Consider the following 13,920-nt stretch of genomic DNA (forward strand, 5'->3'; position numbering starts at 1 on the left):
ACGACACCGTCCCGACGATGACCCCGCTGCTTTCCATCCAGGACCTGACGGTCCAGTTCCGCATGGGCCAGGGCCAGCGCGCCCAGGCCGTCAAGGGCATCTCGTTCGACGTGCCCGAGAACACCACCGTCGCGCTGGTCGGCGAGTCGGGCTCGGGCAAGAGCGTCACCGCGATGTCGGTGCTGAACCTGCTGCCCGAGAACGCCGAGCGCAGCGGCCGCATCCTGTGGCGCGAGCGCGACCTGCTGCAGACCTCGCTGCGCGAGCTGCAGGCCCTGCGCGGCAAGGAGATCGCCTGCGTCTTCCAGGACCCGATGAGCTCGCTGAACCCGGTGTTCAACGTCGGCCAGCAGCTCGCCGAACCGCTGATGCGCCACCTCGGGCTGACGCGCCGCCAGGCCTGGGCGCGCGCCGAGGAGCTGCTCGGCGAGGTCGGCATCCCCGAGCCCAAGCGCCGCCTGCAGGCCTACCCGCACGAGATGTCCGGCGGCCAGCAGCAGCGCGTGATGATCGCGATGGCGCTGGCCTGCGAGCCCAAGCTGCTGATCGCCGACGAGCCGACCACGGCGCTGGACGTGACGATCCAGCGCCAGGTGCTGGAACTGCTGGGCAAGCTGCGCGAACGCCACCGCATGAGCCTGCTGTTCATCAGCCACGACCTGGGCGTGGTCGGCGAGATCGCCGACCGCGTCGTCGTGATGCGCCACGGCGCGATCCGCGAAAGCGGCCCGGTGGCGCAGATCTTCGCCGCGCCGCAAGACGCCTACACCAAGGCGCTGCTCGCCTGCCGCCCGGCGCTGGACCACAACCCGGGCCGGCTGATGGTCATCGACGACCACATCGCCGGCCGCGGCGCGGCCGCCGTCGCCAAGCCCAAGGACGCCGACGCGCCGGTGGTGCTGGAGGTGCGCTCGCTGGCCAAGAGCTTCTGGCTCAAGGAAGGCCTGTTCGGCAAACGCGAGTTCAAGGCGGTGCGCGACGTCAACTTCAAGCTGCGCCGCGGCCACACGCTGGGCGTGGTCGGCGAGTCGGGCTCGGGCAAGACGACGATGGGGCTGACGCTGCTGCGCCTGCACGAGCCCACCGGCGGCGAAGTCATCTTCGACGGCAAGAATCTGCTGAAGCTGAGCGACCGCGAGCGCCAGCTGATGCGCCGGCGCATCCAGATCGTCTTCCAGAACCCGTACGCGAGCCTCAACCCGCGCTTCACGATTGGCCAGGCGCTGATCGAGCCGATGACGATCCACGGCATCGGCGCCGACACCGCCGAGCGCGAGCAGCGTGCACGCACGCTGCTGGAGAAGGTCGGCCTGGACGGCCGCGCCTTCGGCAAGTACCCGCACGAGTTCTCCGGCGGCCAGCGCCAGCGGGTCGCGATCGCACGCTGCCTGACGCTGGAGCCCGAGGTGCTGGTGCTCGACGAAGCCGTCTCGGCGCTGGACGTCAGCGTGCAGGCCCAGGTGCTGAACCTGCTGAAGGACCTGCAGGACGAACTCGGCCTGGCCTACGTCTTCATCAGCCACGACCTGTCGGTGGTGCGCTTCATCAGCGACGAGGTGATGGTGATGAAGGACGGCCAGGTGGTCGAGCAGGCCAGCGCCGAGCAGATCCTGCTGGCGCCGCAGCAGGACTACACGAAGCGGCTGCTGGCCGCGATTCCGCGCGGGTATCGGGCTCCCCCCCCGTAGCGCCTCCGGCGCTCCCCCCCCCCCAGGGGGCGCCTCCAGTGGGCCGGCATAGCCGGTCCACGGCGTCAGCTTGAGGCGTTGCGGCGCTTAGACGCGCCGCGGCTTCTTCTTCGGCGGCGCGGCCATCGTGCCGCGGCAGCGCGGCGCGCCGCAGTGGCACGCGAAGTCGGCCGGCTCTTCGTCGCCGATGTCCAGCGAGTAGTCGATGAACAGCTCCTCGCCGGCGCGGATCGCGCGCCGGGCCTCGATGGCGATCTGCAGCGTGCCGTCTTCGTCCTCGACCTCGTGGGCCGCGCAGTTGGGCGCGCACGAGTGGTTGAAGTGGCGCGTGCCGTTGCCGCCTTCGCGGCCGTCGATCATCGAGCCGTCGGACAGGCCGAAGAAATAGGTCAGCGCGTTGTCCCAGTCCAGGCGCTCGATCTCGGCGGCGCTCCAGCGCCGGCCGGCGTAGAGGCCCAGGCGCTCGCCGCGGCGCAGGTCGCGCGTGGCGAAGGCGCCGAGGCCGTGCACGTGGCTGTCGCGGACCTCGAAGGCAGGGGCGGCGGCGTCGTTCATCGGCGCGCATTGTGACGGCGGCAGCGCAAGGCAGGCTTTCGAGGCGCCGCGGATAATCCGGCCCATGCAGGACAAGGGTCGCGTGGTGGTGGGCTTGAGCGGCGGCGTCGACTCCGCCGTCAGCGCCTGGCTGCTCAAGCAGCAGGGGTACGAGGTCGTCGGCCTCTTCATGAAGAACTGGGAGGACGACGACGACAGCGAGTACTGCTCGTCGCGCCAGGACTTCCTCGACGCCGCGGCGGTGGCCGACGTCATAGGCATCGACCTCGAGCACGTCAACTTCGCCGCCGAGTACAAGGACCGCGTCTTCGCCGAGTTCCTGCGCGAATACAGCGCCGGCCGCACGCCCAACCCGGACGTGCTGTGCAACGCCGAGATCAAGTTCAAGGCCTTCCTCGACCACGCGATGCGCCTGGGCGCCGAGCGCATCGCCACCGGCCACTACGCCCGCGTGCGCGAACGCGACGGCCGCTTCGAGCTGCTGAAGGGCCTGGACCCGGCCAAGGACCAGAGCTACTTCCTGCACCGCCTGAACCAGGCGCAGCTGGCGCGCACGATGTTCCCGGTCGGCGAGCTGCCCAAGACCGAGGTGCGCCGCATCGCCGCCGAGATCGGCCTGCCGAACGCGAAGAAGAAGGACTCGACCGGCATCTGCTTCATCGGCGAGCGCCCGTTCCGCGAGTTCCTCAACCGCTACCTGGCGCAGGCGCCGGGCGACATCGAGGACGAACGCGGCCGCGTCGTCGGCCGCCACGTCGGCCTGAGCTTCTACACGCTGGGCCAGCGCCAGGGCCTGGGCATCGGCGGCCTGAAGTCCGGCGGCGGCGAACACGCGCCCTGGTACGTGGCACGCAAGGAACTCGAGCGCAACGTGCTGCGTGTCGTGCAGGGCCACGACCACCCCTGGCTGCTGTCGCGCACGCTCGCCGCCGGCGACTGCGCCTGGGTCGCCGGCACGGCGCCGGCCGAAGGCGCGCTGGCCGCCAAGACACGCTACCGCCAGGCCGACGCGGCCTGCACGCTGCGCCGCGACGGCGAGGCCGTCGTGCTCTCGTTCGCCGAACCGCAGTGGGCCGTCACACCCGGCCAGTCGGCCGTGGTCTACGACGGCGAGGTCTGCCTCGGCGGCGGCGTCATCGAATCATCAGAACCTTGAGGCAGGCCCTCGCGGCCCGCGTTGCATGACCGAACCCCAAGCCCCGGCCCGCCCGATGCTCCCGCCGCTGGCCGCCGCGCGCGGCGCGGCTCCCCGGCGGCGCGGCCGGCGCTGGATCTGGCTGGGCGTTGTCGGCATCGCCGCGGCACTCGCTGTCGCCGCCTGGAGCCGGCGTGCGCCCGAGGTGCAGGCCACCGGCGTCGCCAGCGCCTATCCGTCGGCACGTTTCGCCGAACTCAGCGCCTCGGGCTACGTCGTCGCCCAGCGCCGCGCCGCGGTGGCCAGCAAGGCCACCGGCCGGCTGGTCGAGCTGGCGGTGCGCGAAGGCAGCGTCGTCAAGGCCGGCGATCTGATCGCGCGCATCGACGCCGCCGACGTGCTGCCGACGGTCATCGCCGCCGAAGCCGGCGTGCGCCAGGCCGAGGCTGCGCGGCGCCAGGCCGCCGTCGAGCTCGACAACGCGCGTGCCGACCTCGAACGCACGCTGGGGCTCAAGCAGCAGGGCTTCGTCTCGCCGCAGGCCGTCGACGCGGCGCAGCGCCGCACCGACGCCGCCGCCGCCGCACTGGCCGCCGCCGACGCCGCCATCGCCCAGTCGCGCGCGCAGCTCAACGTGCAGCGTGTCGCGCGCGACAACACCGAGATCCGTGCGCCCTTCGACGGCGTCGTGCTGGTCAAGAACGCCAACGTCGGCGACCTGATCACGCCGCTGTCCAGCGCCACCGGCGCGCTCGGCGCCGTGGTCACGATGGCCGACATGTCGACGCTGGAGGTCGAGGCCGACGTGTCGGAGGCCAACGTCGGCCGCATCCGCATCGACCAGCCGGTGGAGATCGCGCTCGACGCGCTGCCCGACAGACGGTTCGCCGGCAGCGTCGCGCGCATCGTGCCCACCGTCGACCGCGCCAAGGCGACGGTGATGACCAAGATCCGCTTCGAGCAGCTGGACCCGCGCATCCTGCCGGAGATGGCGGCGCGCGTCGTCTTCCTGTCGCAGGCCGCGACCGAGGCCGACCGCCAGCCGGTGATGGCGCTCAACCCCAAGGCCGTCGTCGAGCGCGACGGCCGCCGCGTCGTGCTGCGCATCGGCGCCGACGATCGCCTGGAGGCCGTGCCGGTGAGCGTCGGCCGCACGCTGGGCGACGTCGTCGAGATCGCGCCCGGCACGCTGAAACCCGGCGAGCGTGTCGTGCTCGCGCCCGCCGACACGCTGGCCGCCGGCACGCGCGTGACGGTGGCCAAGTGAACACGCCGCCGCTGATCCGCATCCAGGGCCTGCGCAAGACCTACCGCCGCGGCGAGCAGGACATCCCGGTGCTCGAAGGCATCGACCTGGACGTGCACGCCGGCGAGTTCGTCGCGCTGATGGGGCCCAGCGGCTCGGGCAAGAGCACGCTGCTGAACCTGGTGGCCGGCATCGACAAGCCGAGCGCCGGCACGATCGAGATCGCCGGCACCGACATCGCGACGCTGGACGAAGGCCAACTCGCCGACTGGCGCGCCGCCAACGTCGGCTTCATCTTCCAGTTCTACAACCTGCTGCCGGTGCTGACCGCGGCCGAGAACGTCGAGCTGCCGCTGCTGCTGACCAACCTCACGGCACGCGAACGCCGCGAGCGTGTCGCCCAGGCGCTGGCGCTGGTGTCGCTGGCCGACCGCGCCGGGCACTATCCGAACGAACTCTCGGGCGGCCAGCAGCAGCGGGTGGCGATCGCACGCGCGCTGGTCGGCGACCCGACGCTGATCGTCGCCGACGAGCCCACCGGCGACCTCGACCGGCACACCGGCGAGGAGGTGCTGTCGCTGCTGGAGCAACTCGTCGCCGAGCTCGGCAAGACCATCGTCATGGTCACCCACGACCCCAAGGCCGCGGCGCGGGCGCACCGCCTGGTGCACCTGGAAAAAGGCGTGCTGGTCGACGAGGCCGAGGCCGGCTGAACGGGGCGACGCGGTGTTCCTGCTGCGCCTGCTGCTGAAGAACGCGTTCCGCCACCGGCTGCGCACGCTGCTGACCATCGTCGGCCTGATGGTCGCGGTCTGCGCCTTCGGGCTGCTGCGCACCATCGTCGACGCCTGGTACGCCGGCGCCAACGCGAGTTCCAGCACGCGGCTCATCGTGCGCAGCGCGACCTCGCTGACGGTGCCGCTGCCGCTGGCCTATGCCGAGCGGCTGCGCGCCGTCGACGGGGTCACCGCGGTGAGCTGGTCGAACTGGTTCGGCGGCGTCTACATCACCGAGCGCAACTTCTTCCCGCAGTTCGCCGTCGACGGCGCGAGCTACCTGCCGCTGTACCCGGAGTTCGTCGTCGACGACGCCGAGCGCACGGCCTGGCAACGCGACCGCCGCGGCGTGCTCGTCGGCCGCGTGCTGGCGGCCAAGTACGGCTGGCAGGTCGGCGACACGGTGCCGCTGCGCGGCACGATCTACAGCGGCACCTGGAACTTCACGATCCGCGGCATCTACCGCGGCGCCGACCCCGGCGTCGACGAGAACCAGATGCTGATGCACTGGGGCTACATCAACGAGATCCAGCGCCAGCGGTTCGCCGGCCGCGGCGACTCGGTCGGCGTGTTCGTCGTCGGCATCCGCGACCCGAACGACGCCGCGCTCGTCGGCCAGCGCATCGACACGATGTTCCGCAACTCGCTGGCCGAGACGCTGACCGAGACCGAGAAGGCCTTCCAGCTCGGTTTCGTGTCGATGAGCGAGGCCATCCTCGTGGCGCTGCAGGCGGTGAGCCTGATCGTCATCGTCATCATCATGGCCGTGATGGCCAACACGATGGCGATGACGGCGCGCGAGCGCCTGGCCGAGTACGCGACGCTGAAGGCGCTGGGTTTCCCGCCGGAGTTCGTCGTCAAGCTGCTGTTCGGCGAGAGCCTGCTGATCGCCGCGATCGGCGGTGTGCTCGGCGTGCTGGTGACGCTGCCGCTGGCCTCGGCCTTCGCCAACGCCGTCGGCACGCTGTTCCCGGTGTTCCGCGTCGCGCCGGAGACGATCGCGCTGCAGCTGCTGGCGGCGCTGGTCGTCGGCGTCGCCGCGGCGGCCTGGCCGGCCTGGCGCTCGAGCCGCATCGACATCGTCGACGGCCTCAGACACGTCGCCTGAGAGCCGATGCGCCGCGCCGTCCCGCTCGCCTACATCGCACGCAACCTCTGGGTGCGGCGCGTGACGACGGCGCTCACCGCCGCCGGCATGGCGCTGGTGGTCTTCGTCTTCGCCACCGTGCTGATGATGACCGAGGGCATCCGCGCGACGCTGGTGGCCACCGGGCAGGCGGACAACGTCGTCGTGCTGCGCAAGGGCTCCACGGCCGAGATCACCAGCGCGATCGCGCGTGAGCAGGCCGGCGTCATCGAGAGCCTGCCCGGCATCGCCACCGACGCCGCCGGCCAGCCGCTGGTCAGCCGCGAGCCGGTGGTGCTGAACAGCCTGGTCAAGCGCAACGGCAAACCCGGCAACGTGACGCTGCGCGGCACCTCGGCCAACGGGCTGGCGCTGCGGCCGCAGGTGCGCATCGTCGAAGGCCGCTTCTTCCGCCCCGGCAGCGCCGAGATCGTCGTCGGCCGCGCGGTCGCGCGTGGCTACGACGGCGTCGCCCCGGGCTCGACGCTGCGTTTCGCCGGCCGCGACTGGACCGTCGTCGGCATCCTCGACGCCGGCAAGACCGGCTTCGACTCCGAGATATGGGGCGACTCCGAACAGCTGATGCAGGGCTTCCGGCGCCTCGCGTACTCCAGCGTCATCTTCCGCCTCGCTGACCCGGCGGCCTTCGAGCCGGTGCGCGCGCGCCTGGAAGACGACCCGCGGCTGACGCTGGAAGCCAAACCCGAGATCCGCTTCTACGCCGAGCAGAGCGAGCAGCTCGCCAACTTCATCAGCATCCTGGGCACGGCGCTGGCGCTGATCTTCTCCACCGGCGCCATCGTCGGCGCCGCGATCACGATGTTCGGCGCGGTCGCCTCGCGCATCGGCGAGATCGGCACGCTGCGCGCGCTGGGGTTCCGCCGCGAGGCGGTGCTCGTGGCCTTCCTCGGCGAGTCGCTGCTGCTGGCCTTCGTCGGCGGCGTCTTCGGGCTGGCGGCGGCGAGCCTGATGCAGTTCGTCGACGTGTCGACGACCAACTTCGCGACCTTCTCCGAACTCGCCTTCCAGTTCCGGCTGACGCCCGTCATCGGCGCCAAGGCGATCGCCTTCGCGCTGGCGATGGGGCTGATCGGCGGCTTCGTGCCGGCCTGGCGCGCGGCACGGCTGAAGATCGTCGACTGCCTGCGCGCCGCCTGATCAGGCGCCGTCGTACCAGACGACCGGCCGGCCGCCGGCGGTCCAGTCTTCATAGCGGCGCGCGAACAGCGCCTCGATGCGCCCGCGCTTGACCTTGAAGGTTGGCGTGACGAGGTCGTTGGCCACCGTCCAGGCGTCGCGCATCGCCACCAGGCAGACCAGGCGCTCGTGCGGGTCGAGCAGCGAGTTCACCGTCGCCAGATGGTCGGCCAGCGAACGCTCCAGCGCGGCGCGACCTTCGGCGTCGTCGGCCTGCGCCGCGGCGGCCGGGTTCAGCATCACCAGGCCCAGCGGCTGGTGCAGGTGGGCGCCACTGACGCAGCAGGCTTCGACCGCCGGGTGCATCACCAGCTTGTCCTCGATCGGCGCCGGCGCGACGTACTTGCCCTTGCTGGTCTTGAACAGGTCCTTCACGCGGCCGGTGATGCGCAGGTTGCCGCCGTCGTCGAGCTCGCCCTGGTCGCCGGTGTGCAGCCAGCCGTCGGCGGTGAAGGCTTCGCGCGTGAGCTCCGGCTCGCGGTAGTAGCCGGTCATCAGCGCCGGGCAGCGCATCTGGATCTCGCCGCTTTGCGGATCCAGCCGCGACTGCACGCCGTCGTAGGGCAGGCCCACGGTGCCGGGGCGCGGCTGGCCGGGCAGCGTGGCGTGGCTGATGCCGCAGTTCTCGGTCATGCCGTAGACCTCGACGACGTCCAGCCCCAGGCGCGCGTACCAGCGCAGCAGGTCGGGCGGCATCGGCGCGGCACCGCCGGCGGCGAAGCGGCAGGCGTCCAGCCCCAGGCCTTCCAGCACCTTGCGCCGCACGATGCGGCCCAGGCCGGGCACGGCGAGCATCGTGTTCAGCTTGGACGGCGGCATCTTCGCGTGCACGCCCTGCTGGAACTTGAGCCACAGCCGCGGCACCGAGAAGAACACCGTCGGCCGCGCGCGGCGCAGGTCCTCGGCGAAGGTCTCCAGCGTGTCGGCGAAATAGACGCGCATGCCGCTGGCGAGCTGCCCGTGTTCGACCAGCGTGCGCTCGGCGACGTGCGACAGCGGCAGATAGCTCAGCATGCGCGCGTCGGCATCCAGCCCGCCGATGCGCCGCAGCCCCGACTGCAGCGCCCAGGCGAAGTGCGAGAAGCGGTGCATCACGCCCTTGGGCGCGCCGGTCGTGCCCGAGGTGTACATCACGGTGCAGAGCTCGTCGCCGGGGCGCACCGGCTCGCCGGCCAGCGGCGAGTTGGCGGCGACGATGTCGTCCCAGCGCGGCGCGCCGCTGGCCGGGCCCAGCGGCAGCTCGACGCAGGGCAGGCCCTCGGGCACGCCGGCCTTCATCTCGTGCCACGTGTCCAGCTTGCCGACGAAGAGCAGGCGCGCACCGCTGTGTTCCAGCACCTGGCGCACGGTGGCCGCGGCCAGCGTCGGGTACAGCGGCACCGAGACGTGGCCGGCCATCCAGATCGCCCAGTCGGCCATCAGCCAGTGCGCGCTGTTCTTGCCGAGGATGGCGATGCACGAGCCATGCGGCAGGCCGAGCGACACGAGATGCGCCGCCATGCGCCGCGCCTGGCCGACGGCCTCGCCCCACGAGACGTCGCGCAGCGTGCCGCCGCCGGGCTGGGTGAAGGCGATGCGCGCGGGCGCGGTCTTCTCCCAGTGCCACAGGCGCTGCAGCGCGAGCGCGTCGTCGGGCACGGTGTCGGGGATCGTCTCGGACATGGCGGCCACCCGCGGGCCGCGACGGGGCCCGGACGCGGCCAGACTAGCGGCCGCTTCGTGCGGCTGACTCAGGGCTTACGACGAGGCCCGGCCAATGCGAGTGCACGTCACCCCGCGAACACGTGACCGGGACGACCCGCAGTCAGCGCCCGTGGCTCAGCGCGTCGGCGAGCTGTTCCTGCACCTGGCGCACGCTGCGCAGCGCCAGCGTGACGTCGAGTTCGGCCAGCGGCGCGATCGTCGCGGTGACCTCGTCGACGGTTTCGGGTTCGTTGATCAGCGCGTGCGCGATCACCGAGACGGCACCGATGGCGCGCCGGTTGGGCGGCATCTGCGGCGGGAACTCCAGGCCGAACTGCAGCAGCACGTGGTGGCGCACGCAGGCCACCGCGGCCTGGCCCAGGCCCCAGCTCTCGCACAGCGCAGCGCCCAGCGCGTCGTGGCTGACGCCGAAGCCGGCGTGCTCGAGCGTCAGCAGCTCGGTGTCCGAGCGTGCGGCGCGCAGCATCGCGCGGTAGTGGTCGGGCGCGTGGCGGAACAGCACCGCCTTGCCGCATTCCTCGAACAGCCCGGCCGAGTGCGCGGCCCAGGCGTCGAGCGAGAGCTTGTGCGCGATGCGCCCCATCACCAGGCCGCGGCTGGCGGCGCGCGCCCACAGCGGATCGAGCTCGGCCGCCGGCGGGAAGGCGGCCCGCAGGCCGATCTCGAAGGTGATGGCCGCGATCTCGCGCATGCCCAGGTAGGTGATCGCCTGCTGCACGCTCTGCACGCGCCCGCGCAGGCCGTAGAGCGACGAGTTCACCGCCTTCAGCACCGCGGCGGCCAGCGCCATGTCGGCTTCGATCAGCGAGGCAGCGGCGGTGAGGTTGACCTCCTCCTCGGCGAGCAGCAGCGAGAGCTTGACGAGCGCCTCGGGTTGCGCCGGGATGTCGATCTCCAGCGTTCGCAGTTCGGCGTTGACGGACATGGGCGGCTCGGAGGATGCAGGTGAAGCGAAGGCAGAACCCGCACATCGTAGACCCCGGGGCCGGGCGGCATCGGCACAACAGCGGGCGCATGACCGGGCTTCTCCGCCGCACCCGGCACCAGAAAGCGAAAAAGGGCGCCACCGGATCCGGTGGCGCCCCTTCGTGCGTCGTGGCCGTCAGCTCGACACCGCCATGTTCGTTTGATGTGCGGCGGCGCCAAGCTGGGCGTCTGTTTGTCTCCTCGACTCCCCGCCTGCCGCACCGGGCCCTCTGTAGAGGCCCCGACGCGGCGCGAGTGGGAACAATGTAGCGGTGCGTTTCAGCTCGGACATCGGGACTTACCCGCCGCCCGCGATCCACTCCGCTGCACGTTCAGCGATCATCAGGGTCGGAGAATTGGTGTTGCCGCTGGTAATCGTCGGCATCACGCTGGCATCGGCGATGCGCAGCCCCGCCAGGCCGCGCACCCGCAGGCGCGCGTCGACGACCGCGCCGGGATCGTCGTCCCGCCCCATGCGACACGTTCCCACGGGATGGAAGATCGTCGTGCCGATGTCACCGGCCAGACGGGCCAGTTCCTCGTCGCTCCGGTACTGCGGGCCGGGTTTGATCTCACGCGGGCGGTAACGCGCCAGGGCCGGCATCGCGGCGATGCGGCGCGTCAGCCGCAGCGAGTCGGCGGCGACCTGGCGGTCCTCGGCGGTCGACAGGTAGTGGGGCGCGATGCGCGGCGCGTCCTCGGGCCGCGGCGACGCCAGCCGGACCTCGCCGCGTGCGCTGGGGTTCAGGTTGCAGACGCTGGCGGTGAAGGCGTCGAAGCGGTGCAGCGGCTCGCCGAAGGCGTCCAGCGAAAGCGGCTGCACGTGGTACTCGATGTTCGGCGCCGCGTAGGCCGGCGACGAGCGCGTGAACGCGCCCAGCTGCGATGGCGCCATGCTCATCGGGCCGCTGCGCCGCAGCGCGTACTCGGCGGCGATGCGCGCCTTGCCCAGCATGCTGGCCGACAGCGTGTTCAGCGTGCGTGTGCCCTCGACGGCGTAGATCGCGCGGATCTGCAGATGGTCCTGCAGGTTGGCACCGACACCGGGCAGTTCGTGCCGCGTCTCGATGCCCAGCGGCTGCAGCCAGTCGCCACGGCCGATGCCCGAGAGCTGCAGGATCTGCGGCGTGCCGATGGCACCGGCGGCGAGCACCACTTCCTGACGGGCATGAACCACCAGCGGCTCGCCGCCGCCGAGCGGGCGCACCTCGATGCCGGTCGCACGGCCGCCGTCGAGCAGCACGCGGGTCACCGTCGCGCCGGTCCAGACCTGCAGGTTGTCGCGCCCGAGCGCCGGGCGCAGAAAGGCCTTGCTGGTGTTCCAGCGGATGCCCGAACGCTGGTTGACCTCGAAGTAGCCGACGCCTTCGTTGTCGCCGCGGTTGAAGTCCTCGGTCGGCGGGATGCCGGCTTCGCGCGCCGCGGCGGCGAAGGCGTCGAGGATGTCCCAGCGCAGGCGCTGACGTTCGACCCGCCACTCGCCGCCGTGGCCGTGCAGCGCGTCGCCGCCGCGCCAGTGGTCCTCGTGGCGGCGGAAGTACGGCAGGCAGTGCTCCCAGCGCCAGTTGGCGTCGCCCGTCGCCGCGGCCCAGCCGTCGTAGTCGCGTGCCTGGCCGCGCATGTAGATCATGCCGTTGATGCTGGAGCAGCCGCCCAGCACCTTGCCGCGCGGGTAGCGCAGGCTGCGGCCGTTGAGCCCGGCGTCGGGTTCGGTCTGGTAGAGCCAGTCGGTGCGCGGGTTGCCGATGCAATAGAGGTAGCCGACCGGGATGTGGATCCAGTGGTAGTCGTCGCGGCCGCCGGCCTCGACGAGCAGCACGCGGCGCGTGCGCCCGGCCGACAGCCGGTTGGCGAGCAGGCAGCCGGCGGTGCCGCCGCCGACGATGACGACGTCGTACTCGGCGGCGCTCACCACGTGGCCGACAGCCAGGAACGGGCGGGGGTCATGGGTGTCTCCTGTCGTTGTCGTGGGTGTCGCCGGGACTCAGGTCAGCGGGCTGGCGAGCACCGGGAAGAGCTTGAGCATGCCCTCGGCCATGATCTCCACGGCCAGCGCCGCGAGGATCAGACCCATCAGCCGCGTCATCACGTTGATGCCGGTGCGGCCCAGCCAGCCGGCGATGCGCTCGGAGGCGGTGAAGGCCAGAAAGGTCGCGACGCCGACCACGACGCCGTAGCCGACGAGCACCGCCAGCTGCCACCAGTGCCGGGTGCGCTCGGCGTAGATGACCATCGTCGAGATCGTCGCCGGGCCGGTGAGCAGCGGGATCGTCAGCGGCACCACCGCGATGCTGGCACCGGCGTCGACACGCTGGTCACCCTCGCTGACGTCGGCGGGCTTGGTCTCGGCGGGCTGGGCGTTGAGCATGGCGACTGCGCTGAGCATCAGCAGCAGGCCGCCGCCGACCTGGAACGAGGCGATCGAGATGCCGAAAAACTCGATGATCTTCAGCCCCGCCAGCGCGCTGGTGGCGATGACGACGAAGGCCGTGAAGGCGCTGATGCGGATCGTGCGCCGGCGTTGCTCGGGGGAGAAGTTCTGCGTGAAATGGATGAAAAAGGGGACGACGCCGAGCGGGTTGACGATCGCGAGCAAGGCGATCAGCGGCTTGAGGAGATCCATTGCGGCGATGGTAGCGGGCTGCCTCGCCTTGCCGCTTCAGGACAGGCCCGGTCTTGCGGACGCCGCGGCCGTGCGCCAGCCCGCGCGTCGACGCACGAAGCGGGCGCCGAGGGGCCCGATCAACGCCGAGGTATCAAATTAGGGGGCACAACCCCGGATTTCGGGTTTGCCTGGGGGGTCGAAAACAACATTTGACGGCCGCCCTCTTTACAGGCCGCGGCCGGCGGCACCCATAATAGGCCGGTCTGTGTCTGGTAGCCGCGCCTTTGAAATGAATGGTTCACGCAAGGGTAGAAGCTCCGCATGGCTCCTTGGTTCTAGATAGAGGGCTTCTCTGTGGGTAACAAACTGTACGTCGGCAACCTTGCGTATTCGGTGCGCGACGACTCTCTGCAACAAGCGTTCGCGCAATTCGGCACCGTCACGTCCGCCAAGGTGATGATGGACCGCGAAACCGGCCGCTCGAAGGGCTTCGGCTTCGTCGAGATGGGCTCGGACGCCGAGGCGCAAGCCGCGATCAACGGCATGAACGGCCAGTCCCTGGAAGGCCGCGCGGTGGTGGTCAACGAGGCCCGTCCTCGTGAAGACCGTCCGGGCGGCTTCCGCAGCGGCGGTGGCGGCGGCTACGGCGGTGGCGGCAGCTACGGCGGCGGTGGTGGCGGCGGCTACGGCGGTGGCGGCGGTGGCCGCAGCCCCTACGGCGGTGGCGGCGGTGGCCGTGGCCCCTACGGCGGTGGCAATCGCGGCGGCAGCGGCGGTGGCTACGGTGGTGGTGGTGGCGGCTACGGCGGCGGTGGCCGCGGCGGCTACTGATCCAGTGCCGGTTGGCCCGGGCATCGCGTCCGGGCAGCACTGATCAAAAAGAAGGGCGGCGGGCCGACAGGTCCGGCGCCTTTTTTTCGTC

The 13,920-nt window shown here is 71.3% G+C and carries 12 protein-coding genes; 7 read left to right on the forward strand and 5 right to left on the reverse strand.

What is annotated here, in order from left to right:
• The first annotated feature begins 17 nt into the window (after window positions 1–17).
• Window positions 18–1,688, forward strand: coding sequence for an ABC transporter ATP-binding protein (locus tag G5B56_RS03845; RefSeq protein WP_164962387.1), 1,671 nt, complete (start codon window positions 18–20; stop codon window positions 1,686–1,688).
• A gap of 87 nt (window positions 1,689–1,775) precedes the next feature.
• Here G5B56_RS03845 and G5B56_RS03850 read toward each other — a convergent pair whose 3' ends face one another.
• Complete coding sequence (locus tag G5B56_RS03850; RefSeq protein WP_164962388.1) at window positions 1,776–2,243, reverse strand: SET domain-containing protein; 468 nt, start codon at window positions 2,241–2,243, stop codon at window positions 1,776–1,778.
• 64 nt (window positions 2,244–2,307) lie between these two features.
• Between G5B56_RS03850 and mnmA the strand changes: the two genes are divergently transcribed.
• The 5 genes from mnmA to G5B56_RS03875 are packed head-to-tail and all read left to right on the forward strand — an operon-like array spanning window position 2,308 to window position 7,684.
• The gene (mnmA, locus tag G5B56_RS03855; RefSeq protein WP_164962389.1) at window positions 2,308–3,399 is read left to right on the forward strand and encodes a tRNA 2-thiouridine(34) synthase MnmA; all 1,092 of its coding nucleotides are present in this window, start codon (window positions 2,308–2,310) and stop codon (window positions 3,397–3,399) included.
• A gap of 55 nt (window positions 3,400–3,454) precedes the next feature.
• Entirely contained in the window at window positions 3,455–4,645 is a 1,191-nt protein-coding gene (locus G5B56_RS03860) for an efflux RND transporter periplasmic adaptor subunit (RefSeq protein WP_164962390.1), read from the forward strand.
• Window positions 4,642–5,337: an ABC transporter ATP-binding protein gene (locus tag G5B56_RS03865; protein ID WP_164962391.1), complete on the forward strand. Its 696-nt coding sequence runs from the start codon at window positions 4,642–4,644 to the stop codon at window positions 5,335–5,337. Before G5B56_RS03860 ends, G5B56_RS03865 begins: the two co-directional genes overlap by 4 nt.
• Window positions 5,338–5,350: 13 nt before the next feature.
• Entirely contained in the window at window positions 5,351–6,508 is a 1,158-nt protein-coding gene (locus G5B56_RS03870) for an FtsX-like permease family protein (protein WP_164962392.1), read from the forward strand.
• 6 nt (window positions 6,509–6,514) lie between these two features.
• Entirely contained in the window at window positions 6,515–7,684 is a 1,170-nt protein-coding gene (locus G5B56_RS03875; RefSeq protein WP_164962393.1) for an ABC transporter permease, read from the forward strand.
• Here the strand turns inward: G5B56_RS03875 and G5B56_RS03880 are convergent, their stop codons facing one another.
• The 4 genes from G5B56_RS03880 to G5B56_RS03895 all read right to left on the reverse strand — a co-directional run bounded on the left by G5B56_RS03880 (window position 7,685) and on the right by G5B56_RS03895 (window position 13,016).
• Window positions 7,685–9,385 (reverse strand): AMP-binding protein, encoded by a 1,701-nt coding sequence (locus G5B56_RS03880; RefSeq protein WP_164962394.1) that lies wholly within the window; start codon window positions 9,383–9,385, stop codon window positions 7,685–7,687.
• 142 nt (window positions 9,386–9,527) lie between these two features.
• Window positions 9,528–10,352, reverse strand: coding sequence for an HDOD domain-containing protein (locus tag G5B56_RS03885; RefSeq protein ID WP_009856734.1), 825 nt, complete (start codon window positions 10,350–10,352; stop codon window positions 9,528–9,530).
• Between the two features lie 339 nt (window positions 10,353–10,691).
• A complete protein-coding gene (locus G5B56_RS03890) occupies window positions 10,692–12,305 on the reverse strand; it encodes a GMC family oxidoreductase (protein ID WP_164962395.1) in 1,614 nt (537 codons plus the stop codon).
• A gap of 72 nt (window positions 12,306–12,377) precedes the next feature.
• On the reverse strand, window positions 12,378–13,016 hold the full coding sequence (locus G5B56_RS03895; RefSeq protein ID WP_009856732.1) for a MarC family protein: 639 nt from the start codon (window positions 13,014–13,016) through the stop codon (window positions 12,378–12,380).
• A gap of 336 nt (window positions 13,017–13,352) precedes the next feature.
• Between G5B56_RS03895 and G5B56_RS03900 the strand changes: the two genes are divergently transcribed.
• On the forward strand, window positions 13,353–13,829 hold the full coding sequence (locus G5B56_RS03900) for an RNA-binding protein (RefSeq protein WP_029718398.1): 477 nt from the start codon (window positions 13,353–13,355) through the stop codon (window positions 13,827–13,829).
• Window positions 13,830–13,920 lie beyond the last annotated feature (91 nt).

Source organism: Rubrivivax sp. JA1026 (assembly GCF_011065555.1).
Taxonomy (GTDB): Bacteria; Pseudomonadota; Gammaproteobacteria; order Burkholderiales; family Burkholderiaceae_C; genus Rubrivivax; species Rubrivivax benzoatilyticus.

Excerpts from the sequence above, each read along its gene's own strand:
- G5B56_RS03845 (WP_164962387.1), top strand. The coding sequence starts at position 18 with ATGACCCCGCTGCTTTCCATCCAGGACCTGACGGTCCAGTTCCGCATG.
- G5B56_RS03850 (WP_164962388.1), bottom strand. The coding sequence starts at position 2,243 with ATGAACGACGCCGCCGCCCCTGCCTTCGAGGTCCGCGACAGCCACGTG.
- mnmA (WP_164962389.1), top strand. The coding sequence starts at position 2,308 with ATGCAGGACAAGGGTCGCGTGGTGGTGGGCTTGAGCGGCGGCGTCGAC.
- G5B56_RS03860 (WP_164962390.1), top strand. The coding sequence starts at position 3,455 with ATGCTCCCGCCGCTGGCCGCCGCGCGCGGCGCGGCTCCCCGGCGGCGC.
- G5B56_RS03875 (WP_164962393.1), top strand. The coding sequence starts at position 6,515 with ATGCGCCGCGCCGTCCCGCTCGCCTACATCGCACGCAACCTCTGGGTG.
- G5B56_RS03880 (WP_164962394.1), bottom strand. The coding sequence starts at position 9,385 with ATGTCCGAGACGATCCCCGACACCGTGCCCGACGACGCGCTCGCGCTG.
- G5B56_RS03885 (WP_009856734.1), bottom strand. The coding sequence starts at position 10,352 with ATGTCCGTCAACGCCGAACTGCGAACGCTGGAGATCGACATCCCGGCG.
- G5B56_RS03895 (WP_009856732.1), bottom strand. The coding sequence starts at position 13,016 with ATGGATCTCCTCAAGCCGCTGATCGCCTTGCTCGCGATCGTCAACCCG.